This window comes from Shewanella aegiceratis, from assembly GCF_019457495.1.
GTDB classification, from domain to species: domain Bacteria; phylum Pseudomonadota; class Gammaproteobacteria; order Enterobacterales; family Shewanellaceae; genus Shewanella; species Shewanella loihica.
The window spans coordinates 1,211,193-1,235,943 of record NZ_CP080416.1 but is presented as its reverse complement, the minus strand read 5'-3'; the positions used below and the strand labels follow the sequence as shown (position 1 = coordinate 1,235,943).

The following is a 24,751-nucleotide window of genomic DNA, read 5'->3' as shown; positions in this document are numbered from 1 at the left end:
TTCCCTTATGCGAACTGGCGAACTTCGCCATCACCTTCGATGTTGGTCACACAGCGTGTACACAGCAGTGGGTGCGCTTCAACCTGACCCACATCTTCTCTGTGATGCCAGCAGCGATCGCACTTGGCCGCCTCTGTCTTAGCCACTAATAGCTTAAGACCAGCCAGCTCTGTCTCAACCGCATCGTCACCGGCGTTCGCCAGCGGGGCAGTCTGAGTATTAGAGGTCAGCAGCACGAAGCGCAGCTCATCACCCAGCAGCGCCAGAGACTCTGTTAAGGCATCATCGGCATAGAGAGTCACTTCGGCTTCTAACGAACCGCCGACACGCTGCTCGCGGCGCGCCTGCTCGATGGCCTTGTTCACCTCATCACGTACTGTGATGAGATTTGCCCAATAGTCGTCGCTCAGGTCACTATCTAGGGTCACAGAGACTAGGCCTTCGAACCAAGTCTGAGTAAAGACAAACTCTTCACGCTCGCCCGGCAGCGATTGCCATACCTCATCGGCGGTAAAGCTGAGGATTGGCGCAATCCAGCGCACCATGGCTTCGGCGATCAGGAACAGCGCGCTCTGACAGCTACGACGTGCCAAGCTGTCACGCTTAGCCGTGTACTGTCTGTCTTTGATGATATCCAGATAGAAGCTGCCAAGCTCAACAGAGCAGAACTGCATCAGTTTCTGGGTCACTAGGTGGAAGTTATATTGCTCGTAAGCCTCTAAGATCTCGGCTTGCAAGGCGGCAGCGCGGCGCACCACCCAGCGATCCAGCGCCACCATATCTTCGATGGCAACGGTGTCGTTTAGCGGATCGAAACCATTCAGGTTAGCCAGCAGGAAACGCGCCGTGTTACGGATACGACGGTAAGCATCGGCGCTGCGCTTAAGGATCTCGTCAGATACTGTCATCTCACCGCTATAATCGGTCGCTGCCACCCATAGACGCAGAATGTCGGCGCCGAGCTTGTTAGTGACTTGCAGCGGGGCGATCACGTTACCGATCGACTTAGACATCTTACGGCCCTGACCGTCCACGGTGAAACCATGGGTCAATACCTGCTTGTAAGGCGCCTTGCCGTTCATGGCGGTAGAGATCATCAGTGATGACATGAACCAACCACGGTGCTGGTCGCTACCTTCCAGGTAGAGATCCACCGGATGACCATTGTATTCAGGACGAGCGGCAACCACAGATGAGAAGGTAGAACCTGAGTCATACCATACATCTAAGGTATCGGTAACCTTGCGGTATTGGTCGGCTTCTTCGCCTAACAGTTCTGCGGCGTCTAGATCCCACCAAGCCTGAATGCCTTCTTGCTCGATGCGATGGGCAACGCGCTCCATCAGAGCAACGCTGTCAGGGTGCAGCTCTTCGGTATCACGGTGTACGAACAGGGTAATAGGCACGCCCCAGGTACGTTGACGTGAGATACACCAGTCTGGACGATTCTCGACCATCTTCTCGATGCGGCTCTGACCCCAGTCAGGGATCCATTGCGTCTTCTCGATCTCGCTCAGCGACTGAGTACGTAAACCTTTTTGGTCCATAGAGATGAACCACTGCGGCGTCGCGCGGAAGATAATAGGTGTCTTATGGCGCCAGCAGTGTGGGTAGCTGTGACGATAAGCCACATGATTCAGCAGTGCGCCCTTCTCTTCGAGCAGTGCAACCACATTATCGTTGGCTTTAAAGACATGTTGGCCGGCGAAGAACTCGGTACCTGGCTTGTAGACACCGTTATCCCCTACAGGGTTAGCCACTTCCAGACCATATTTTTGACCGATAACAAAGTCGTCCTGACCGTGGCCAGGCGCCGTGTGTACCACACCGGTACCCGAATCAACAGTGACGTGGTCACCAATGATGACAGGCACATCGAAATCATAGAAAGGATGCTTAAAGCGCAGCAGTTCCAGCGCCAGACCTTTCACTGTGCCCAGTACGCTGTGCGACTCAGCACCATAACGCTCGATGCAAGACTCAACCAGCTCCTGCGCCACAATAATCGCGCGCTTGCTGCCATCTTTAGTGAACTCAACCAGATCGTAATCGATATCACCGGCCATTGAGAGGCCGCGGTTAGCAGGCAGTGTCCAAGGCGTTGTGGTCCAAATAACGGTCGCCACTTCGGCGTCACATTGCTCCAGGCCGAATTTAGCCAGCACAGCTGCTTGATCGACAGCCACGAAGGCAACATCGATTGCAGGTGAAGTCTTATCTTCATATTCGACTTCCGCTTCAGCCAGTGCAGAACCACAATCGGTACACCAGTGCACAGGCTTAACACCTTTATGCAGGTGGCCGTTGTCGATCACCTTAGCCAAAGAGCGAACTATGTTGGCTTCGGTGTCGAAGTTCATGGTGAGGTAAGGATTTTGCCAGTCGCCCAGCACGCCAAGACGGATAAAGTCTTCACGCTGACCATCTACCTGAGCTGCAGCGTATTCACGACACTTCTGACGGAACTCGGCCGCAGACACCTTCTGGCCAGGCTTACCCACTTTCTGCTCGACCTTAAGCTCGATTGGCAGACCATGACAGTCCCAACCTGGAATATAAGGCGCGTCAAACCCCGACAGGGTCTTAGACTTGATAATAATGTCTTTAAGGATCTTATTTACTGAGTGACCAATATGAATGCTACCGTTAGCGTACGGTGGGCCATCATGCAAAATGAATGGCTTGGCACCTGTGCGGCTTTCACGAATCTTTTGGTACAGTTTCTTTTCTGTCCAAGATTTCAACATCTCCGGCTCACGTTGTGCCAGATTACCACGCATCGGAAACTCAGTTTCCGGCAAGTTTAAAGTAGATTTATAGTCGCTCATTGATCCTATACCGTTAATTTAGCTGATTGCTCTCAGCCTGCATCGCAGCCAAGCAGAGCCTTGGCCCTGTCAGCATCATCTTTAATTTGTAGCTTCAGCGCATCTAAAGACTTAAATGGCTGTTCATCCCTAATCTTTGCCACCAGTTCGACTTCGACGGTGCGACCATAAAGGTCTCCTTCAAAATCAAACAGATGGACTTCTAACTGACAATTTTGTCCGTTGACCGTGGGCCTAAAGCCAACATTTGCCACCCCTTCATAGATATCGCTACCGTCCCAATACAACTTGACGGCAAAGACGCCCCTGACCGGCGACACCTTGCGTTTCAAGGCGATATTGGCGGTAGGAAATCCTATGGTGCGGCCGATTTTCTCGCCGTGGGCAACTTTACCGCTCAGGGCATATGGATGGCCTAGCAGGCGCCTTGCCTGCTCTAGGTTCCCCTTGGCGAGCAGCCCACGAATCTCGGTCGAGCTCACCCTTTTATCCCCTAGGATAAAGCTATGGGTATTGACCACGGCGAAACCATATTTTTCACCGGCGGCCTTTAACATCTCAAAATTACCGCGACGCTGCTTGCCAAAACAGAAGTCATCCCCCACCACCAGGTATTTCACTCCTAGCTGTTTTACCAGGAGATCCTCGATAAAGGCTTCGGCGGGCATGGCGGCAAACTTCTGATTAAAATTGACGCACAGCAGACGATCTATGCCCAGCTCATCGAGCAAGACTATTTTATCGCGCAGCAGACTCAGCCTGGCTGGGGCATTATCCCCCTTAAACAACTCTTGCGGCTGAGGTTCGAATGTCATGAGTGTTGCAGGAACCCCATGTTGCTTGGCTTTTTTTACAAGGGCAGCAATGACTTCGGCATGCCCACGATGCACGCCGTCAAAGTTCCCAATAGTCAGCACGCAACCCTGGTGTCTGGGTAAAATATTATGTATACCGCGGATCAGTTCCATTACATTCAATAACTAGCAAGCATAAGTTCGCGGATTATATACCAGCTGAGAAGGATAATCAGCAATCAAAAGCCAGCTTTCATCCTCCAGGGGCGAATTCCTAACAATAACATAGCCAGCAGGTAGACCACAGCCCCTGCGCCAATCAAATAGGCCAGCTGAGTTGCCCTGCCCACAAATGACAGCGCTAGCCAGGTATCAATACTAGGTAACAATAGATAAAGCACGGCGATCATCAACGCGGCGGCAACCAAGGTTTTGCCCATAAACACAAAGGTTTGGCGAGGAATTTGGTACACACCGGCGCGATGCAGACCGCGGTAAAGCAAACTTGCATTGAGCAGCGCTGATAAAGAGGTGGCAATCGCCAAGCCCACATAGCCGAATGGAAACACAAAAATCAGGTTAAACACCATGTTACTCACCATGGCGACTATGCCGTAACGCACAGGGGTTTTGGTATCCTGACGGGAGTAATAGCCCGGCGCCAACACCTTGATCAGCATGAAGCTCAGCAGCCCCGAACCATAGGCCATTAAACTATAAGAGGCCATATCCACATCATCTAGCGTGAAGGCGCCGCGCATGAAGAGCACCATCAACATGGGCTTAGCCAGGACGATCAGGCCGCACATGGCAGGCACCCCCATCAGCAAAATCGCCTTGATCCCCCAATCCATCGTTTTGGCAAAACCATCCCCCTCGGCGTTAACATGCTTCTTCGACAGCGCCGGCAAGATAACGGTAGCGATGGCGATACCAAACAGACCTAAGGGGAATTCCAGCAGTCGATCTGAGTAGTAGAGCCAGCTGATGGAGCCCGTCACCAAGAAACTGGCAATAAAGGTATCGAGCAGCAGATTGATCTGCGACACAGACACGCCAAACAGCGCGGGCAGCATCAGGGTGCGGATCTTAACGACGCCCGGGTGATGCCAACCCCACGACGGCTTAACCAAGGCCTTCTCTCTAAATAGAAAAGGAATTTGGAATAAAAACTGGATCAGGCCACCGGCGAAAACGCCCCAAGCAAGGCCTATCTCCGGCTGATCGAGCTTAGGCGCCAGAAACAGCGCCGCACTGATGATGGCCACATTTAAAAACACCGGGGTAAAGGCCGATACCGCAAATCGGCCACGTGTGTTGAGTATCGATCCCGCCAAGGCGGTAAAGGTAATAAACCAGAGATAGGGAAAGGTGATCTTCAGCATTAGTGATGCCAGCTCAAATTTCTGACCATTTGGCTCATCGTTTAGCCAGGCCAGGAACCAACCGCCGCCAAACAGGGCCGTTAATAGTGGCGAGGCGATCACCCCCATCAGAGTCACCAAGGTCACCACCAGCCCGAGCGTACCGGCCACCTTGGCCAGCAATTCGCGAACCGCCTGATCGTCATGTTTCTCTTGATATTCGGTCAAGACAGGCACGAAGGCCTGGGCGAAGGCGCCTTCGGCAAATAATCGGCGTAAAAAATTTGGGATCTTGTTGGCAAAAAAGAAGACGTCGGCGCTACTCCCGGCCCCCATCAAATTGGCGATAACCACGTCTCGCACTAAGCCTAAAACACGAGAAATCAGCGTCATAGCACTCACGATCATGCCTGACTTAAATAGTTTCTTGCTCAAAGTTCCCCCTGAAACGAGCACTACAGGTGTATCGAGCAAGTTAAAAAGTCGACAACCCCCTGTCACCAAGCAGCAAATACTGCTAGAATAGCGCACCATATTACACGAGTTAGGTTGAAGAACGCCAAGTCTGCTCTGATTAATTTATCTTTAGGATAAAGATCCGATCATTGTCATTGACAAACTGACGAAAAAAAGGCATATTCCTCGACCTTTAAAAATATCTAACCCTTTTAGGAGTTGCACCTTGGCTAATAGCAAGTCTGCAAAGAAGCGCGCGCTTCAATCTGAAAAACGTCGTCAGCACAACGCTAGCCGTCGTTCTATGCTACGTTCTTACGTTAAGAAAGTAATCGCTGCGATCAACACTGGCGATCACAAAGCGGCAACTGAAGCATTCAATGCTGCACAACCAATTGTTGACCGTATGGCGACTAAAGGTCTTATTCACAAGAATAAAGCTGCCCGTCATAAGGCTCGTCTAAACGCTAAGATCAAAGCACTAGCTGCTTAATCTTTTAGCGATATAAAAAAACCGGCTTAGGCCGGTTTTTTTGTGCCTGTCGTTCGAGCACCAATTCAATCTCGCCACTTTTCACGCCTAGATTAGAGTCACTTTAAAATTCACGAACACTCTATACTGGCAAAATCCCAGAGCCAAAAAACAAAAAAGCTGACGGCCTGTCGCCCATCAGCTTTCTATCTGCGCTATTCTCAAGCCGTTTAGTGACAATAGATAGTGTTAAGTAACTTAATAATTTCAGATACTTCCTTGCTTTTCAGCGAATAAAATACCGTTTGCGCTTCTTTTCGCGTTTCGACCAAATTGTCTTTACGAAGCCATGCTAAGTGTTGCGACAGCGCAGATTGGCTAAGCCCCAGCTTTTTATTCATCTCACCGACGCACATCTCACCTTCGCTCAACAAGTAGCATAAGATGAACAGCCGGCGTTCATTTGCTAAAGCCTTTAGCAATACAACAGCATTATCCGCTCGTTGCTGCATCAATTCTATATTCATTACGAGCAATTTCTCCTAAAACAAACCCCGGCACTAATATAGCGTTGACTTAAAGATATAGTCGGGACATAAAGCACACTTTTTGCTAGATTGTTTTCAAAAATGGGACATACGTAATAAAAATAAAGGAAACTCATGAAAAGCTCCCCTCTCATCCTCCTATCCACACTCTTTTTCGGCGGCCTATTTGCCTGTCAAGATGCGGCAGCAACAGACACAAATCAAAGCGTTAGTGCCAAGCTACAGCAGCAAGCACTCTCTTCGAGTCTGGCCTATGATATTGTCGAATCACTCACGGTTGAAGTAGGCCCTAGACTCGCGGGCAGCGACAAAGACTTGGTCGCCGTAGAGTGGGCCGAGAAGAAGCTGGGTTCCCTCGGTTTTGATAAGGTCTATAAAGAAGCCGTGCAGGTGCCCGTATGGCAACGAGGCGAGGCTAAGGCCAATATAGTCTCCCCTTACGCCCAACCTTTGGTGATCACCGCCCTAGGTGGCAGCGTCGGCACGCCGGAAGAAGGGATCAGTGCGCCAATCGTCCGCTTCGAGACCCTAGACGAACTAAAACAAGCCGATCCAAGCCTGGTTGCGGGCAAGATCGTCTTTATCGACCACATCACCCCTAGATTTAAGACGGGTAAAGGCTATGGCATGACGGTTGGCGGACGCTCACGGGGCGCCATCGCCGCTGCAGAGAAAGGCGCGCTAGCCATAGTGATCCGCTCCATCGGCACAGACCATGACAGAATGGCCCATACCGGCATGATGCGCTATCAAGAAGGGGTAGATAAGATCCCGGCTGCGGCCATGTCCAATCCCGATGCAGACTTGGTCACCCTGATGCTTAAGCGCGATCCCAACGTCGTGCTGCATCTCGAGATGAGCCCTAAGAACCTTGGCTACGCCACATCCTATAATGTCATTGCCGAGGTTACCGGCAGCAGCAAACCCGATGAGATAGTGCTTATCGGCGCGCACCTGGATTCTTGGGATGAAGGCACTGGCGCCATCGATGACGGAGCAGGCGTGGCCATTGTGACCGCCGCAGGCCACTACATCTCTCAGCTACCCGTTAAACCTGCCCGCACGGTTCGCGTGGTGCTCTACGCCGCCGAAGAGCTGGGGTTAATTGGCGGCAAGAGCTACGCCAAAGACCATCAAGCGGAGCTGGCCAAACACTATATAGCCGCCGAATCCGACTTTGGCGCCGGGCGTATCTACCAGATCGACTTTAACGTTGCCGATAAGGCCTTTGCCGCCGTGCAGGCTCATACCGGCTCGATGCAGGATAATGGTGTTGCGCCAGGCAATAACAAGGCCTCTGGTGGCCCTGACGTCTCCATGCTGCCAGGCTATGGCGTACCCGTGGCGTCACTCAGACAAGATGGCAGCGACTATTTCGACTATCACCACACGCCAAACGATACCTTGGATAAGATCGATCCTGAGGCGCTGGCACAAAATGCGGCGGCCTACGCCCAGTTTGCTTACCTCATGGCGCAATCTGATATTGAGTTAAGACCGCTAACCCCTAAGGCCAAATAGCCAGAGAAAGACCTAGAGTCTTTGATAATCGGCCTCAGATGATAGCCAACGAGAGTTCATGGCCAACGAGAGCTCATTGCCAACGAAAGTTAAGTTGGCTTAAGACTAAAAAAAGCAGCCTATGGCTGCTTTTTTTATCGCGTTGACAGAGTCTTTCACTCTGCAAATTAGTTCTTGAGCTTAGGCTTGCTCTTCTCTTAGGAACACAGGCTCGTTAACACTGGAGTCTGCCTCACTGTAGTAATAACCCGCGGTGTCGAACTTAAGCAGCTCTTCATAGCGACTCACCTTGTTATCAAGCATGTAGCGCACCATCATGCCGCGGGCCTTCTTGGCGAAGAAACTAATCACCTTATACTGACCATTCTTCTTATCCTTAAAGATAGGCGTGATCACCTGTCCCAGGATCTGCTTTGGCTTCACCGACTTAAAGTACTCGTTCGATGCCAGATTCACCAGGATATCATCGCCCTGTTCGGCCAACGCCTTGTTGACCTCTTGAGTGACGATATCACCCCAAAACTGGTATAGGTTCGCCCCGCGATCATTAGCCAGCTTGGTGCCCATCTCCAAACGGTAGGCCTGCATCAGGTCCAGTGGGCGCAGCAAGCCATAGAGGCCTGACAGGATACGTAGGTGCTGCTGAGCGTGCGCTAGGCTCTCCTGAGACAGGGTATCGGCATCCAGCCCGGTATAGACGTCGCCACGAAAGGCAAACAGCGCCTGCTTGGCATTGTCCAGATTAAAATCGCGATGCCACTCGGCGAAACGCGCGGCATTGAGTCCGGCAATCTTGTCGCTAACCTTCATCAAGGAGGCGATATCGGCTGGTGTTAGCTCTCGACACACCTTTATCAAGGCTTCACTGTGTTCGAGCAGTGCAGGCATAGTAAAGGTTTGGGTACTTGCTGGCGTTTCATAATCCAGGGTTTTAGCCGGAGAGACTAAGATCAGCATAAATTATCCTTTGTTTCTAACATTAAGCGAGGTGACTATCATACTGACGCAGACAGTAAAAAACCACGCCCTTGGAGCGTGGTTTTTTAGATGGAACTAATAGAGAGGCGCGATTAACCCGCTTGGGTTACACCTCGGGGACGGCAATCGACTTGCCTTCCTCTTTCGCCAAGGCATCGGCGCTGGGCTTACCCTTCCAGATCTTCTCATCCAGACCGTTAAGCTCAGGGAAATGCGCCGCATCGAATGTCGGCACCTTACCAGCCTTTAGCTGCACTTCGTAATCTTTAATCACCGCAAAGGCCACCTTAGAGAGCATGACGATGGCGGCAATATTCACCAGCGCCATCAAGCCCATGGAGACATCGGCAAAGTTCCACACCAACTGCAGCGACGCCACTGAACCCGCCATCACCATGGCCAAAACCAAGGCGCGGAAAGTATAGAGCACCTTCTTGCTCCTACTCAGGAACATGATATTGCTCTCTGCATAGCTGTAGTTAGCGATGATCGAAGAGAAACAGAAGAGAATGATAGCGAAGGCGACAAAATAAGCTGCCCAGCCACCCACCTCATTGGTGAGCGCTAACTGCAACAGACCTATGCCCTTTTGCTCACCCGGCGCATCCAGCACGCCCGATAACAAGATGATGGCCGCGGTAGCGCTACAGATCACTATGGTATCGACAAACACGCCAATCATCTGCACGAAACCCTGAGAGGCGGGGTGATTAGGATTTGGTGATGCTGACGCCGCAATATTGGCCGCACTGCCCATACCCGCTTCGTTAGAGAATAATCCTCTTGCGATGCCCGCCATCATGGCGCCCATGGCGCCGCCGGCGGCTTCTTCCCAACCGAAGGCACTCTTGACGATATAAGCCAGCGCCGCTGGCACCTGCTCCAGGTTCATTACCAGAACGATCAGGGCAATCGCCAGATAAGCCACCGCCATAACTGGCACGATAAGCTCAGAGGCCTTGGCCACTTTCTTCAGGCCGCCGCTGATGATATAGGCCGCAATTGCGACGATCACCAGACCCACCATAGTCTTATCTAACCCAAAGGCATTGTTGAGTGCATCAGTCATGGTGTTGGCCTGGGCCGCATTGAAGGCGAAACCGAAGGCGATGATCAGCAAAACAGAGAACAAAGAACCCATCCAGCGCTTGCCTAACCCTTGCTCCATATAATAGGCCGGGCCACCACGGTACTGACCGTCGCTGTCTTTAACCTTGTATACTTGCGCCAGGGTCGACTCGATGAAGGCGGTTGCCATCCCCAGCAGGGCGATGAGCCACATCCAGAACACGGCGCCGGCGCCACCGACTGTAATTGCTACCGCAACACCAGCCATGTTACCCGTGCCCACACGGGCCGCCATAGAGGTACAAAATACCTGGAACGACGAAATACCATTGGTTTTCTCACGGCCTTGTAGCACTAACTTGCTACCATGACCAAACATACGTAATTGGATAAAGCCCAATCTCAATGTAAACAACACGCCCGCAGCGACCAGCACGTAAATCAACACACTGCCCCACAGCATGCCGTTTACCGCGTTGATAGTCGAATCGACTAAATTTAATACAGATTCAAACATAGAACTTCTATAACCCTTAGGACGTTTATGGTGACCTTGCCGAGCAAGCCGCCACCTTTGTTGAATTTCCTTCCCAATTTGATCGAATATTTTCGGCAGGATTATCTTTTCGAATTATCCTTTCATGATGCCCAAACAACATGCCTGCCGAATTCGACACGCCAAAATAGCATACCATCAAAAAAGCACCATGTGATACAGATCACAGTTACCCATTTACATGACATTGCCATCACGCAATCAGACATAAATAAGCTACTGTATTAACGTAACTAACATGGTGTTTACCACCAAAAATTTAACATTCGGCAAATTTAATGACTTTGCAAAAATAAGATATTGAACACATTTTTGTAATAAAATTACAAATATAGTGCCTCACATGAGCTTTGATTAACTTATTGCTTACTATAAATGGGGTTATTTATGTCACAACAGCAAGAGATCACCGCACTAAAGAAATTTGTAAGAGCGACCAACTTCCTGGCCACCTCGCAAATCTACCTGAAGCAGAACGTACTGCACAAGCGTCCGCTAGAGCATAGCGACATCAAACCCAGACTGCTAGGGCACTGGGGTACTTGTCCAGGTATCAACTTCGTCTACGCTAACGTCAACCGTCTCATCAAGAAAACCAACCGTCCTTTCCTCTACCTTGTCGGCCCAGGCCATGGCTTCCCAGCCGTACAAGCTAACCTATTTATGGAAGGATCGCTGAGTCATTTCTATCCAGAGACGATTCCGTACAACGAGACAGGTATCGAAGATATCTGTAAGAAATTTTCAGCCGCCTATGGCTACCCTTCTCACGCTAACCCAGAAGCACCGGGTCAGATCCTCGAAGGTGGTGAGTTAGGCTACTCACTCTCAGTTGCCTGGGGTGCCGTGCTGGATAACCCTAACCTCATCGCTACCGTACTTATCGGTGACGGCGAATCAGAAACCGGCCCACTAGCTGCCTCTTGGTATGCAAACCGTCTGGTATCTCCAGCCAACAACGGTGCCGTACTGCCAATCGTTCACATCAACGGCTACAAGATCTCTGGCCCAACCCGTATGGGACGCATGAGCCACGAAGAACTCGAGCTTGAATTCAAGGGCCTTGGCTACCACCCAATCATTGTCGACAGCGACCTTGAAGAAGATGTCTACGTACAGATGACCAAGGCAATGGATGAATCCTATGCCATGATCGAAGCCATTCAGACCAAGGCTCGTAGCGGCGAAGATGTCGTTAAGCCTCGCTGGCCAGTGATTCTGATGCGCACCGCAAAGGGTTGGACAGGCGTTGCCGAAGACAATGGTAAGAAGCTAGAAGGCAACTGTGAATCTCACCAGGTTATCGTTAACAAGTGTGCGAAAGACAAACAACACCTTGAAGCCTTAGATCAATGGCTTGCCAGCTACAAGTTCAACGAACTCTATAGCATCAACGAGCAAAACCAGATCGTGTTCGACAAAGACATTCAATCATTGCTCCCACCAAAAGAGCTTTGCTGTGGTCGTCAACACCTGAGCTATGGCGGCGAAGTGGTACGTTCACTCAACAATCCTAAGCTGGAAGACCTGGCCTACGGTGCAGAAACGCCTAGAGGCCAACGTGGTTACTCTATGCTGAAGATGGGTCAATGGATGCGTGATGCATTCAAGCTCAACAGAGACCAACGCAACCTGCGTATCTTCAGCCCTGACGAAACCTACTCTAACCAGCTGCAAGCAGTGTTTGAAGAGACAGATCGTGCATGGCAGTGGCCTATCGAAAGCTGGGACGAAGATATGTCTCGCGACGGTCGTGTACTTGAGCTGCTATCTGAGAACCTGCTGTTCGGTATGCTACACGGCTACACAGTAACGGGTCGTCACGGCATGTTCCCAACTTATGAGTCATTCTCACAGGTGGTCTCCTCAATGGCTGACCAATACTGTAAGTATGTCTATGCGAGCCAAGGCGTACACTTCCGTAAGCCGGTTCCCGCTTGTAACGTAGTGCTCTCTTCACTGCTGGAGCGCCAAGACCACAACGGTTATTCTCACCAGAACCCTTCTTTCCTGGGGGCTATGCTTGAGAAACACCCAGAGATCATCTCGGCATATCTGCCAGCAGATGCTAACTCTACCCTGGTTTACACAGAGCGTGCCTTCGCCGACCGCGACAAGCTAAACATCATCGCCGCCGGTAAGAAAGAGTTGCCACAATGGCTAACTTTGGATGAAGCCCGTCAACAGGCCAAAGATGGTGTCATGGTGTGGGATTTCGCCTCAGATGAAAACCCAGACGTGGTACTGGCAGGCTGTGGTGACTATGTGACCCAAGAATGTATGGCCTCTCTGGTCATCCTGCGTGAACTACTACCAAGAGTTCGCGTGCGCTTCGTCAGCGTAACCGAGCTAACCAGCAGCGGTCTGGGTAGCCGTAAGTTCCAAAGCAAGCCTTGGATGATGGATGAGATCTTCACCGCCGATAAGGGTGTGGTCTTCAACTACCACGGTTATCCAAACACCATCAAGAAACTAGTATTCGATTACAAGGGTAGCCACAGATTCCGCATCAAGGGCTATGAAGAAGAAGGTTCAACCACTACGCCATTCGACATGGGTGTGCGCAACGGTACTTCTCGCTACCACCTGGTTATCGATATGGCTTACAAGCTATTCCAACAAGGTGTGATCGACGAGACACAACACGTTGCCATCACCACTGACATGCTACAACGTCTGGTTGACCACCGTAACTACATCAAGGCAAACGGTGTCGACCCAGAAAACATCGAAAACTGGATCTGGACACGTTAAGAATAGATTAACGCTACGTTAATTATTCTACTAGAAAAAAGGCGATTCCTAGCGGAAACGCCTTTTTTATTGTCAAGTGGCCAATGATCCTAAAAAAAATGCCTGTTTATCATGGCAATTTCTATATTCACGTAAGATAATACAGAGGCTAGCGATAATATCTAAGGAGTCCCCCCACAAAGTGCTGGCATGTTTTTACTGGATAAAAACAGCATGGGGGAAGATAGTAAAACAAAGGAATTGGAAAATGATGAACAATACATTGAAAGCTATTCTGCTTACATCAATGCTCCCATTTGCAGCCAATGCAGCACAAGAACTCACCCCTTGGTATGTCGGTGGCGGTTTAGGCGTTAACAACTACGAGCCTAACTGCGATCAGAAGACCATGAAGCAGTGTGGTGAAGACGATCCTTATGCTTGGGACGTATTTGGTGGTTACCTCTTTAACGACTATTTCGGAGTCGAGCTAGGCTATCGTGACCTAGGCCGTGCCGAGTGGGTCGACTATGCCAACAAACTAAACGACGTCGGTGCTCGCGGTATGACACTCGGCCTGGTAGGTTTCTGGCCATTTGCCGACCGTTGGAGCCTGTCTGCCGAAGCGGGTGCAATGAACTACCTACTGTCGAACAACAAACAGTGGGGTAGCGAGTACTACAGCGACAGCGGTGTTGCACCATACTTTGGTGCGGGTATCGGCTACAACTTTACCGACAACCTCAAGCTGCAAGCCAAGTATCGCCGTTATGAGAATCTCGACGAAGACAAGTGGAACACACTTGAGATGGAAAGCAACTACTGGGGTCTTGAGCTGAGCTACCGCTTTGGTCGCGCAGCACCAGCCGCTGTAGCTGCACCTGTGGTTGTTGCACCAAAAGATTCAGACAACGACGGTGTGACTGACGACAAAGACCAATGTGCCAACACGCCAAGCAACCACAAGGTTGATGCCAATGGTTGTACGGTTTACCGCGAAGTCACCGAAAAGCATGAACTAGGTTCAATTCGCTTTGCCAACAACTCAGCCGTGGTGAACTCTGCGTCTTACGGTCAAATCGAAAAGTTGGCCAACTACATGAACCAAAACCCACGCGCAACCGTGTTGATCGGTGGTCACGCCTCTAACGTAGGTAACCCAGACTACAACATGGATCTGTCAGAGCGTCGTGCCAATGCCGTTGCCGAGCTGCTGGTTAGCAAGTACGGTATCAGCCAAGATCGCGTCAGCGCTAAAGGTTACGGTATCACTCAGCCTCTGATCGAAGGCAAAAGCGCCGAAGCCAACAAGGCTAACCGCCGCATCGAAGCCCACGTCACTGGCGTGCGTAAAGAGCCGGTTCTAAAGTAAGTCTTCACGATTAACTTAATGATCGACCTCACTAAAAATCGCTGCTTAGGCAGCGATTTTTTTTCCTGTCATAATTTAATGGTTATACTCTAAGTCCGTTTAGCACAAGCGTCAGCCTCACTAATCGGCGACGGCAAAAATGCCTTTTACTGATATTTAGCAACTTTTCTGTAATTTTTTTTCATTCACGGTTGGAAATATCGGCAAAATCGCGTCTAATAGCCGTTAGTAAACCACACACTTAAGCTGCTTCTTAAGAAGGATGTAATTTTCATGGCTAATACACTAGAGCAATTCAAATCTATCACTACCATAGTTGCCGATACCGGTGACATCGAAGCCATCAAGCGTTATCAACCACAAGACGCCACCACCAACCCCTCTCTTATCCTAAAAGCAGCCCAAATTCCTGAATACAAGCACCTGATTGCCAATGCCATCGAATGGGCCAAGGCGCAGAGTGACGATCTGGCTCAGCAGGTCGAAGATGCCGGTGACAAGCTGGCGGTCAATATAGGCCTGGAGATCCTAAAGATTGTTCCTGGCCGCATCTCTACCGAGGTGGACGCTCGCCTTTCGTTCGACAAGGCTGGCTCTATCGAGAAGGCGCATAAACTGATCAAGCTCTATGAAGAAGCCGGCATAGACAAGTCTCGTATCCTGATCAAACTCGCCTCAACCTGGGAAGGGATCTGCGCCGCCAAAGAGCTGGAAAAAGAAGGCATCAACTGTAACCTAACGCTACTCTTCTGTTTTGCCCAGGCCAGAGCCTGTGCCGAAGCCGGTGTTTACCTGATCTCGCCTTTCGTCGGCCGTATTCTCGATTGGTACAAGAAAGACACTGGCCTAGAGTACAGCGCCGCAGAAGATCCAGGCGTTGTCTCAGTCACCAACATCTACAACTACTACAAGCGTCACGGCTACAAGACGGTTGTGATGGGCGCAAGCTTTCGTAACACGGGAGAAATCATCGAACTGGCAGGCTGTGACCGTCTAACTATCGGCCCTGCGCTGCTTGAAGAGATGGCCAACAGCGACACACCAGTCGTGCAAAAACTACAGGCGGCCAGTGAAGTTGTCGCTCCTGGTGCAGCGCTGAGCGAAGCCGAGTTCCGTTGGGAGTTCAACCAAGATGCTATGGCGGTAGAGAAGCTGGCCGAAGGTATCCGCAACTTTGCCATCGATCAGGGCAAACTTGAAACCATGCTAAAAGCAGAACTCGAAGCCTAAGGGAATTGATGTCATGACTAAGCTTACTCAGCAAGACGCATGGGCCCAGCTCGAGGCACAAGCCGCGAAGCTACCTCACATGCGCGAGCTATTTGAGGCCGATCCACAGCGCTTTGACAAGATGTCACTGTCCGCCTGCGGCCTGCTGCTAGATTACTCGAAGAACCGGGCGGATGAGCAGACGCTTGAGCAGCTGTTTAAACTGGCTAAATCTGCCGGTCTAAGCGATAAGATCCGCGCCATGTTCAATGGCGAGATCATCAACAACACCGAAAAGCGCGCCGTGCTACACACGGCCCTCAGAGCTGAGGCCGACGAGGTTATTTTGGTCGATGGCCAGAATATCGTTCCCGAGGTAAAACAGACTCAGGCCAAGATGGCCAAGTTTGTCGAGGCAGTCACCTCTGGCGAGTGGAAGGGCTACACGGGCAAGGCGATCACAGATATCGTGAGCATAGGCATTGGTGGCTCCTTCCTAGGCCCTAAGATAGTTACTCAGGCCCTGAGACCATACTGGAATCCTGCGCTCAAGTGTCACTTCGTCGCCAACGTCGATGCCACCTCACTATGTGAGAAGCTGCGTCTGGTGGATCCGGAAACCACACTATTCGTGATGTCGTCTAAGTCTTTTGGCACCCAAGAGACACTGACCAACACCCTGAGTGCCAAGGCCTGGTTCCTGGAAAATGGCGGTACCCAAGCGGATATCGCCAAGCATTTCGTCGCCGTCACCTCAAACGTGGCCAAGGCAACCGAATTTGGCATGGATGCGGACAACATCTTCCCTATGTGGGATTGGGTGGGCGGTCGCTATTCACTCTGGTCGGCCATAGGTCTGCCTATCGCCCTGTTGATCGGCATGGACAACTTTTACCAGCTGCTGGCCGGCGCCAAGTCGATGGACAAGCATTTTGTCGAGGCACCGCTCGAACAGAATATGCCGGTGATCATGGGGCTGTTTTCCCTGCTCTATGGCAACTTCTACCAGGCACAATCCCATGTAGTATTGACCTATGATCATTACCTCAGAGGCCTACCGGCTTACTTCCAACAGCTGGACATGGAGAGTAACGGTAAATCTGTCACCCTCAATGGCGACAACGTAGACCATGCAACCGGCCCTGTTATCTGGGGCGGCGAAGGCACCAATGGTCAACACGCCTACCATCAGTTACTGCACCAAGGCACGGCACTGATCCCGGCAGACTTTATTCTGCCACTGCAGAGCCATAACCCGCTCGGTGAACACCATGTGCAGCTAGCCTCCAACTGTTTTGGCCAGACTCAGGCGCTGATGCAAGGCAGAACCTTCAATGAGGCACTCGCCGAGCTCGACGGCAGCTCACTGAGCCAGGAAGAGAAGGCATTGATCGCTAAGCACAAGGTGATGGAAGGCAACAAGCCAAGCAACACCCTGCTGATGGATAAGCTGACACCGGAAACTCTGGGAGCCTTGATCGCCCTGTACGAGCATAGAACCTTCGTTCAAGGCGCGTTATGGGACATCAACTCCTTCGACCAATGGGGCGTCGAACTCGGTAAGACCCTAGGCAACGATGTGCTCGCACGTCTGCAAAGCGATGAAGAGGCTAAGGCGCTGGATGCCTCCAGCAACGCCCTCATCAATCTCTTTAGACGCGGCCAACTCTAAGCCAGCAACCTTAGCCGATAAAAAAGCCAGTTTTCACTGGCTTTTTTGTTATCTGCAGTAATATCCACCAGCAAACCTGCGCGACCTCCCATCCTAGGGGCAAAAAACCGCCTGTTGCGCCATAAATGATTCACCCAGACTTAACATTATTGAAACATTTTTCTTGCACCATAAATTGGAAGTGTGATATTTAATTGTTGAGAAAAAATACAACAACAGGAGGTTGCCATGAATCGCTTAGATTATGGTAGTGCGCTAGATGATACCGTCATTGAAAGACCCAACAGTCGTTCGCGAAGCTCCAACAAGAAGCGAAAATGGCGTGAAATAGAGGCTATCAAAGAGAAACAGCGTTTGATTAAAGAGCTTCAGGATATCGACAGCAGTTTCGAATACGACTTAGATAACCTTCTGATGTAAATAAACAATAAAAATAGCGCCTTAGGCGCTATTTTTGTATCTATAGGTTGTTAGTGATTAGCTGTTAATCATCGGCCTTGGCCAGATACTCTTTTAACTCTTCGAAGAGTAGGTTGTCGTCATCGCTAAATAATGGGTCGCAGATCAACTTCTCTTGGCATCTGTCTGCCACTTCCTGCCACTGGGCCTCTGTCATCCCCGCCTCCCAGATGGGGAACAACTTACCCTCTTCATACATCATGTGATTGCGCTGCGCCTCGACATACTCCTTCAGGGCCTGGCTCAAGGTTTCATTCTGTACCGGGACGTCACTTAAGATAAGGTTTAGGGTAGACATCAGACTGGTTGAGCTTTCGATAAGGTTATGGTGCTCTTCCCCCAACTGCTTCTCCAAGGCCTCCTCGGGATGGGTCTGAATATAGAATTCGTTGATCAGATCCTCGAGCGGGTGATGACTATGCTCGGCATAGCTCTGCATATATTCGACGATATCTCGGATCAGATTAAAGTTGACGGCCTCGCCATGTTGCAGCCGCTGCTGCTTATTTTTAAGAATATTTAACAGTATCGCGATATGTTTATGGTCATTATGAAGTCTCGCTAACATCGTCACCTCCAACCTTCTAGACGCCTTTAGTTACTATAGTAAATTGTTGAACTTTTACTCACACTAATATGTAAGCCGTCATGATGACGTGACTCAGATCAAGAAAAACGAACATAAAATAATCACTTAAGATACGCTTCCCCCGAGCACGTCCATCACCTTGCCCAGCGCAGATTGCAGACGGGTAAAGGCCTCGGAGGCCGATTTCACCTCTTTCAGATTACGCTCGATAAGCGCCGTAAAATAATCTTCCTGCTCTATGGTCATGTCCAGCACATGGAAGCTGCCACGGATCTCTGTGGTCATGTTAATGAGCGCCGCACTAAATTTCTCATCATGCTCTAGGGTCGCGACGTTGATATCGCCGATAAGCGATTCGATGTCGAGAAACACCTGTGTCAGCGTCTGCTGGCGACTGATATCCAAGACGCGCGCCTCCAGCCCTTCGACCACCACGGCGATGATATCTCTCAGCCTGCCGTAGAGAACCTCATTGTTTATCGGCATATTCTTGATCAAGAAGGAGACATGCTTGTCGTTGCAGATGGTGCGGCAGCCAAAATCATACAGGCGACCATGTTTGTCCAATAGCTCGAGAATATTCGACTCGATGGGGCTGATGGCGGCATGCATGGGAGCAAAATACTCCACGTTTTCCCCACGTATCTCCAGGCAGGTGTTGAGATTGAGCTGCTGCATCAGATCAAAAAAGGCATCCGCTAGGGTCTGATGATCGTTACAGAGAAAACATTGACGGAAGAACTGCAGCACACAACCATACTGTGACGACTCCGTCATCGACTGAAAGGCCATATTGCGTGAGACAGATTCCGCCTGGATCAGCTCCCGCTGCTTCATCACATAGTGGGCGACGCTGTGCACCTTGGCCAGCAACTCCTTGAGCTCAAACGGCTTGGCGATGAAATCCACCGCATTCACCTCATAGGCCTTAAGGCGCTCCTCCAGGGTATTCATCCCTGAGACAAACAGCACGGCCACCTCTTGGTTGCTGGCCTGTAGCTCACGGCATAGGGTAATGCCATCGGTATCGGGCAGGTTGATATCCATCAGCAGCAGATCCGGCTTCTGGGTTTGCAGGGCGGCGCGAAAATCCGCCGCACCATAGAAGGGGCTCACCTTGAACTCATCTTGCAACATCTCGACGATCAACTCGCAGTAATCCCTGTCATCGTCTACAACCCAAATCTCCATGTTGTTCATCGCAATTCTCCTTGTACAAACTCAATCCCTATCTCTTCGAGGCCACGTACGAAGGCGCGGATATCGAAGGGTTTCTGCAGCACCTGAAACGGCAGATCTTCCCGACTGCTGATGCCGACATCGCCGACATAGCCTGAGATCAGCAGCACAGGAATCGTTCGATGCACGCTCAAGTCGGTCACCAGCTCATAGCCGTTAATGCCCCCCGGCATCAAGAGATCTGAGATGATGAGGTCTATATTATCTATACCATCCTTAAACTGCTCCTTGACCAGCAGAGGATCCGTATAGGCCAGCACCTCCATCCCCATCATCTGACAGTAATCGCACAGCACCTCGAGCAGATCCGGCTCATCATCGACGATAAGCACCTTGATGGGGTGCGCGACCTTGGGATACTCAAGCGGACTGTGCTGGCGCTCAATCTGCCGCTCGACAGGCTTGATGGCCGGAAACCAGAGGCGGATCTCAGTGCCATCAGTACCCGTGCGCATGATGCTCATGTAACCGTTGGAGCGTTTAACGAAGCCATACACCATGGAGAGCCCGAGCCCGGTCCCCTTGCTTTTGTCTTTGGTGGTAAAAAATGGCTCGAAGATCTTATCCAGCAGGTTATCAGGGATCCCTCCGCCCTGATCGATCACCGACACCCAGACATAATCCCGGTTATCTGTGCTGACGGTATTGCCCACGCCGGGAAGATAGCCCGACAGATACTGCTCGCCGGTCACTATGGTGATCTGCCCTTCCCCATGCATGGCATCTTTGGCATTCAGCACCAGATTGATCAGCGCATCTTCGAGGTCGCCGCGATCGACACAGATATCTCGCATCGATGGCTGAGGCTGAATATTGAGGCTCACCTGGGTGGTCAAGGACTTCTCCAGCAGCTCCTCCAGGCTCTGTAGCACCTCGTTGACCTGCACCGGCTGGGCACTGAACTGCTCCTGCCGGGAAAACTGCAGCAGACGCCGCGTCAAGTCGGTGCCGCGCTGACAGGCCTTGAGCGCCGTGGCCAGATAGCGGGCGATAGACTCATCCTTGCCCTTAAGCTCCATCAGCTCCAGGTTGCCCTTGAGCACACCTAAGATGTTGTTGAAATCGTGGGCCACGCCCCCCACCAGCTGGCCCATGGCCTGCATTTTCTGAGTGCGGGCCATGGTATTTTGCATCAGCTTCTGCTCGGTGATGTCCCGGCCCACCAGGGTAAACAGGCTGCCATCTTCATACTGCTCGTTGAGGGCAATTAGATGGGTATGCAAGATCACCTTCTCCCCGGTGGCAGTTGAGCAGACCAGCTCGCCGGTAAACTCAAGGCGCAGCTCAATCGCCTCCAGCAGCTCCAGCGCCTTGTCGTCCTGATCGCCGAAGAAGAGTTCGATCGACTTGCCGATAAGCTGACTGCGTGGATATTGGCTGATGGCGGTCGCCGCCGCGTTGGCATACATGATCACCGGCGCCATCCCCTTCTGACGCGACGCAACCACTATCATATCTTCGCTATTACTGACGATAGACTGATACATCTGGGTGTCGATAGACTTGATGATCTGCGCGTTACGGCTCTGCTGCCAATCCTGGCTCTGCTGCAACAACATGCCGCTAATGCTGTCGGCAATGAAGGTCTGATAGGAGGTGAGAAAAGACAGCCAGCCCTTGCCCGGGCGATAGAAGAAGATATTGACGTCGAGCCCCTCTATGGGCCAAACCACGAAGCGTTGCCACTGGTGCGCCCCCCGCTGGCCATCCAGCAGCGGCCAGTCTTTCACCTGTCGCCACAGGGTGATATAACGCATGGAATCCCGACACCAGCAGGTCACATCGGCCGGCATCTCGTCGCTGGCCAGCAGACGACGGGAGAGAATCATCACAGATTCGGCGCCGCTGCTATCGGCCAGAATACGACACAAGGGCAAGAGCACATCGTCACCGCGAATAAACTGTCCCTGTAACTTCCCCAGTTGGGCGATCAAGGCCGGGCCAAAGTCCATAAATTCAGATTGAGAGAGATCCTTAAACACGCTAGAGTCCATTCCACTATTGAAAAATGAAGAAGTCGGGCGAAATGCCTATCATTGAGCATAGTCCAGCTTAGGAAAATCGCTCAAAATACCGATAAAATTTATAAACTTGTTTAAAGTTAGTGAGGAAAAATGCCAGACACTCATTGGGTCGGTGCCCATGTTAGCGCCGCCGGTGGTATCGCCAACGCGCCGCTGAACGCACAGAAGATAGGTGCCAATGCCTTTGCCCTGTTCACCAAGAATCAGAGACGCTGGCAGGCGGCGCCGCTCTGCCCTTCGCAGATTGATGCCTTCAAGGCCAACTGTGAGCAGGCCAATATTCGCCCCGATGCCATTCTGCCCCACGACAGCTACCTGATTAATCTTGGCCATCCAGATGAGGAGCAGCTAGCGCGCTCGCGAGAAGCCTTTCTCGACGAGATGCAGCGCTGCGAACAGATGGGGTTGACCCTGCTCAACTTTCATCCCGGTAGTCATCTCAACAAGATAGACATAGACGAGTGCCTGGCCCGCATCAGCGAATCGATCAATCTGGCACTGGACAAGACGCAAGGCGTCAGCGCCATCATAGAAAACACCGCAGGCCAGGGCTCAAACCTGGGCCATAGCTTCGAGCAGCTTGCACAGATCATCGACAAGGTAGAAGATAAGAGCCGAGTCGGTGTCTGTATCGACACCTGCCACATGTTTGCCGCCGGCTACGATTTAACCACTTTCGAGGCCTGCGAGGAGAGCTTCGGCCAATTTGATGCCATAGTGGGCAACCATTATCTTAAGGCGATGCACCTCAATGACAGCAAGACACCGCTTAATAGCCGGGTCGACAGGCACCACTCCCTCGGCGCCGGTTATATAGGTATGGACGCCTTTAGCTATATCATGAAACATCCGGCGACCAGGCAGATCCCCCTCATATTAGAGACGATAGAACCTGAGAGCTGGCAGCAAGAGATCAACTGGCTACGTAGCCAGACACGCTAAAGCAGGCACTTGTAGACCACGCCAATCACCCTGACCTGATTATCCCTGTCGAAGTGATCTTCTTGTAGCCAGACGATATGAGTGCCCTGTAGGGCCTCGCCTTGCTGCTTGGCATTATCCTGCGCCGCCCTCAGCGGCGCCTCCCCTCTGCCTATCCCTGTCACCATGGCGAAGCTATCGCAATGGGTCACCTCGAAATCATAGGCCTCATTGATTCGAGAATAGAGCTGTGGCTCATTTGAGGCGCAGGCTGTCAGTAAACAAAGGCCAGGTAAAATCACTCTAAGATGCAACACGTCACGGCTCTGTCAAATAATAGCTAAAGAAAAAGGCCTGTAAGATAAGTGATTTAGCAGAGCTTGGTTGTGATAATCATCACGCCGACCTCAAGGTCATTGATACATTTGGCAACCTAGGTAATGGACGCGATTCGATGCAAACGCCTTGCTGATAAAATACGGCGCGGAGGTTAGCAGCTGCCGCATATAAACAACTGAATTGAAACAACTGGATTAAAACAACTGGATTGACAGAGCCTAATTGAACTAAAAAGCTGTGCTAAAAGATAAAGCAGACCGAAGCGGGCAGAAAAAAGCCAAGGCATTATCGCCTTGGCTGTTAAGCATAAATAACCAGGTAGAAGCTAAGCCAAGGTCTCAAACAGGTGAGTCTTGAGGCGGGCAAAATCGGCAGGCAGTTCGGCCGACAGGATAGGCTTATCCTTCACCGCTTGCAGCTCAGGCGGCAGCTCAAGCTCGATGTTGAGTGCCTCTTCGACCACCTCTTTAAACTTGGCGGGATGCGCCGTACCGAGGAAGATCCCCTGCTCATCGGCCGACATGGTTAACGACAGCGCCTTAGCCGCAATCGCTGCGTGAGGCTCAGATAGATAGCCGCCACGATAGAGCTCATCCAGCGCCTCCACCGTATCTTGCTCGGAGAGACCAACGCCCACCAGCTCGCTTAGCGGCCAGTTCATCACCTCCATGATGGTCTCAACCCTGGGCCAGTTGCTCGGCTCGGCCACATCCATGGCATTAGAGAGGGTCGCGACGGTTGCCTTGGGCGACCACTGACCATCGGCCAGATAGCGCGGCACGGTGTCGTTACTGTTGGTGGCCGCCACGAAACGCTTCACCGGCAGTCCCATCGCCTTGGCAAATAGGCCCGCCGTCAGGTTGCCGAAATTACCGCTGGGCACGGCGATCACGGGATCGCCTTGATTGGTCTGTTTAAACTGGGCCACCGCCTCGAAGTAGTAGCAGATCTGCGCCAGCAAGCGGCTGATGTTGATAGAGTTGGCCGAGTTAAGATGCAGGCCGTCACGTACATCGCTGTCTTCGAAGGCGGCCTTAACCATATCCTGACAGGCATCGAAATCACTCTCCACCGCCACGGTATGAATATTGTCGCCCAGGGTGGTAAACATCTTCTCCTGTAGCAGGCTAATCTTGCCCTTTGGATAGAGCACCACCACCTGCACCTTATCCAGCCCATAGAAGGCATCGGCCACGGCGGCGCCGGTGTCACCCGAGGTGGCGGTCAATATGGTGAGCTTATCTTCCTGGGCCAGACTATTGAGGCACTGGGCCATGAAGCGGGCGCCGAAGTCTTTAAATGCCAGGGTCGGGCCATGGAATAGTTCCAGGCAGAAACGTCTGTCATCGGCCTTGGTCAGCGGCAGCTCAAAGTTAAAGGCACGCTCTACCAAACCATCTACCATCTCCTGGCCCAGCTCGTCGGCCAACCAGGCCCCCAAGATCGCCTTAGAACGCTCGACAAAGTCCATCGCCAACAGCGCATCGACATTATCTAACTTGGGGATAGAGACAGGGAAAAACAGGCCACGATCTTTCCCCAGGCCCAGCTTGACCGCCTGAGTGAAACTAACCTTCTGTGAGGGGTGCTTTAAGTTATAGAGTTCCAT

19 protein-coding genes are annotated in these 24,751 nt (G+C 51.5%); 8 read left to right on the top strand and 11 right to left on the bottom strand.

All coding sequences use genetic code 11. The features are described 5' to 3' along the window. Positions 1-5: 5 nt before the first annotated feature. The 3 genes from ileS to murJ all read right to left on the bottom strand — a co-directional run bounded on the left by ileS (position 6) and on the right by murJ (position 5,421). The gene (gene ileS / locus K0H80_RS05470) at positions 6-2,828 is read right to left on the bottom strand and encodes an isoleucine--tRNA ligase (RefSeq protein ID WP_220073360.1); all 2,823 of its coding nucleotides are present in this window, start codon (positions 2,826-2,828) and stop codon (positions 6-8) included. A 32-nt stretch (positions 2,829-2,860) separates the two neighbouring features. Continuing rightward, complete coding sequence (ribF, locus tag K0H80_RS05465) at positions 2,861-3,796, bottom strand: bifunctional riboflavin kinase/FAD synthetase (RefSeq protein WP_011864902.1); 936 nt, start codon at positions 3,794-3,796, stop codon at positions 2,861-2,863. A gap of 65 nt (positions 3,797-3,861) precedes the next feature. Beyond that, the gene (murJ, locus tag K0H80_RS05460; RefSeq protein ID WP_220073359.1) at positions 3,862-5,421 is read right to left on the bottom strand and encodes a murein biosynthesis integral membrane protein MurJ; all 1,560 of its coding nucleotides are present in this window, start codon (positions 5,419-5,421) and stop codon (positions 3,862-3,864) included. A 247-nt stretch (positions 5,422-5,668) separates the two neighbouring features. Between murJ and rpsT the strand changes: the two genes are divergently transcribed. Then, positions 5,669-5,935, top strand: a complete 267-nt coding sequence (rpsT, locus tag K0H80_RS05455; RefSeq protein ID WP_011864900.1) for a 30S ribosomal protein S20 — start codon at positions 5,669-5,671, stop codon at positions 5,933-5,935. Between the two features lie 209 nt (positions 5,936-6,144). Here rpsT and K0H80_RS05450 read toward each other — a convergent pair whose 3' ends face one another. Next, on the bottom strand, positions 6,145-6,441 hold the full coding sequence (locus K0H80_RS05450) for an ArsR/SmtB family transcription factor (RefSeq protein ID WP_011864899.1): 297 nt from the start codon (positions 6,439-6,441) through the stop codon (positions 6,145-6,147). Positions 6,442-6,576: 135 nt separating this feature from the next. Here K0H80_RS05450 and K0H80_RS05445 point away from each other — a divergent pair, with 135 nt between their 5' ends. Further along, entirely contained in the window at positions 6,577-7,983 is a 1,407-nt protein-coding gene (locus K0H80_RS05445; protein ID WP_220073358.1) for a M28 family peptidase, read from the top strand. 180 nt (positions 7,984-8,163) lie between these two features. Here the strand turns inward: K0H80_RS05445 and yaaA are convergent, their stop codons facing one another. Together yaaA and K0H80_RS05435 are read right to left on the bottom strand one after the other, a co-directional pair. Beyond that, positions 8,164-8,940 carry a peroxide stress protein YaaA gene (gene yaaA, locus K0H80_RS05440; RefSeq protein ID WP_220073357.1) on the bottom strand — a complete coding sequence of 259 codons (777 nt, stop codon included), beginning with the start codon at positions 8,938-8,940 and terminating at the stop codon, positions 8,164-8,166. A 127-nt stretch (positions 8,941-9,067) separates the two neighbouring features. Further along, complete coding sequence (locus K0H80_RS05435) at positions 9,068-10,546, bottom strand: alanine/glycine:cation symporter family protein (protein ID WP_220073356.1); 1,479 nt, start codon at positions 10,544-10,546, stop codon at positions 9,068-9,070. A 426-nt stretch (positions 10,547-10,972) separates the two neighbouring features. On the opposite strand from K0H80_RS05435, the gene K0H80_RS05430 reads away from it, so the two are divergent. From K0H80_RS05430 to K0H80_RS05410, 5 genes are all read left to right on the top strand, one after another. Next, positions 10,973-13,339, top strand: a complete 2,367-nt coding sequence (locus K0H80_RS05430) for a phosphoketolase family protein (protein ID WP_011864895.1) — start codon at positions 10,973-10,975, stop codon at positions 13,337-13,339. A 247-nt stretch (positions 13,340-13,586) separates the two neighbouring features. Then, complete coding sequence (locus K0H80_RS05425) at positions 13,587-14,690, top strand: OmpA family protein (RefSeq protein WP_220044572.1); 1,104 nt, start codon at positions 13,587-13,589, stop codon at positions 14,688-14,690. A gap of 273 nt (positions 14,691-14,963) precedes the next feature. Beyond that, on the top strand, positions 14,964-15,920 hold the full coding sequence (gene tal / locus K0H80_RS05420; RefSeq protein WP_144201158.1) for a transaldolase: 957 nt from the start codon (positions 14,964-14,966) through the stop codon (positions 15,918-15,920). Positions 15,921-15,933: 13 nt separating this feature from the next. Further along, positions 15,934-17,571, top strand: coding sequence for a glucose-6-phosphate isomerase (pgi, locus tag K0H80_RS05415; protein WP_220073355.1), 1,638 nt, complete (start codon positions 15,934-15,936; stop codon positions 17,569-17,571). A gap of 228 nt (positions 17,572-17,799) precedes the next feature. After that, the gene (locus tag K0H80_RS05410) at positions 17,800-17,991 is read left to right on the top strand and encodes a DUF3545 family protein (protein ID WP_011864891.1); all 192 of its coding nucleotides are present in this window, start codon (positions 17,800-17,802) and stop codon (positions 17,989-17,991) included. Between the two features lie 64 nt (positions 17,992-18,055). On the opposite strand, the gene K0H80_RS05405 is transcribed toward K0H80_RS05410, so the two are convergent. The 3 genes from K0H80_RS05405 to K0H80_RS05395 form a co-directional block, all read right to left on the bottom strand. Then, entirely contained in the window at positions 18,056-18,598 is a 543-nt protein-coding gene (locus K0H80_RS05405; RefSeq protein WP_011864890.1) for a hemerythrin domain-containing protein, read from the bottom strand. Positions 18,599-18,724: 126 nt separating this feature from the next. Next, positions 18,725-19,819: a response regulator transcription factor gene (locus K0H80_RS05400; RefSeq protein ID WP_220073354.1), complete on the bottom strand. Its 1,095-nt coding sequence runs from the start codon at positions 19,817-19,819 to the stop codon at positions 18,725-18,727. Beyond that, the gene (locus tag K0H80_RS05395) at positions 19,816-21,840 is read right to left on the bottom strand and encodes a hybrid sensor histidine kinase/response regulator (RefSeq protein ID WP_258406183.1); all 2,025 of its coding nucleotides are present in this window, start codon (positions 21,838-21,840) and stop codon (positions 19,816-19,818) included. Before K0H80_RS05395 ends, K0H80_RS05400 begins: the two co-directional genes overlap by 4 nt. A gap of 132 nt (positions 21,841-21,972) precedes the next feature. Between K0H80_RS05395 and nfo the strand changes: the two genes are divergently transcribed. Continuing rightward, positions 21,973-22,824 (top strand): deoxyribonuclease IV, encoded by an 852-nt coding sequence (gene nfo / locus K0H80_RS05390; RefSeq protein WP_220073352.1) that lies wholly within the window; start codon positions 21,973-21,975, stop codon positions 22,822-22,824. Here the strand turns inward: nfo and K0H80_RS05385 are convergent. Then, on the bottom strand, positions 22,821-23,117 hold the full coding sequence (locus K0H80_RS05385; RefSeq protein WP_220073919.1) for a hypothetical protein: 297 nt from the start codon (positions 23,115-23,117) through the stop codon (positions 22,821-22,823). The genes nfo and K0H80_RS05385 overlap by 4 nt on opposite strands. A gap of 350 nt (positions 23,118-23,467) precedes the next feature. After that, on the bottom strand, positions 23,468-24,751 hold the full coding sequence (gene thrC, locus K0H80_RS05380; protein WP_220073351.1) for a threonine synthase: 1,284 nt from the start codon (positions 24,749-24,751) through the stop codon (positions 23,468-23,470).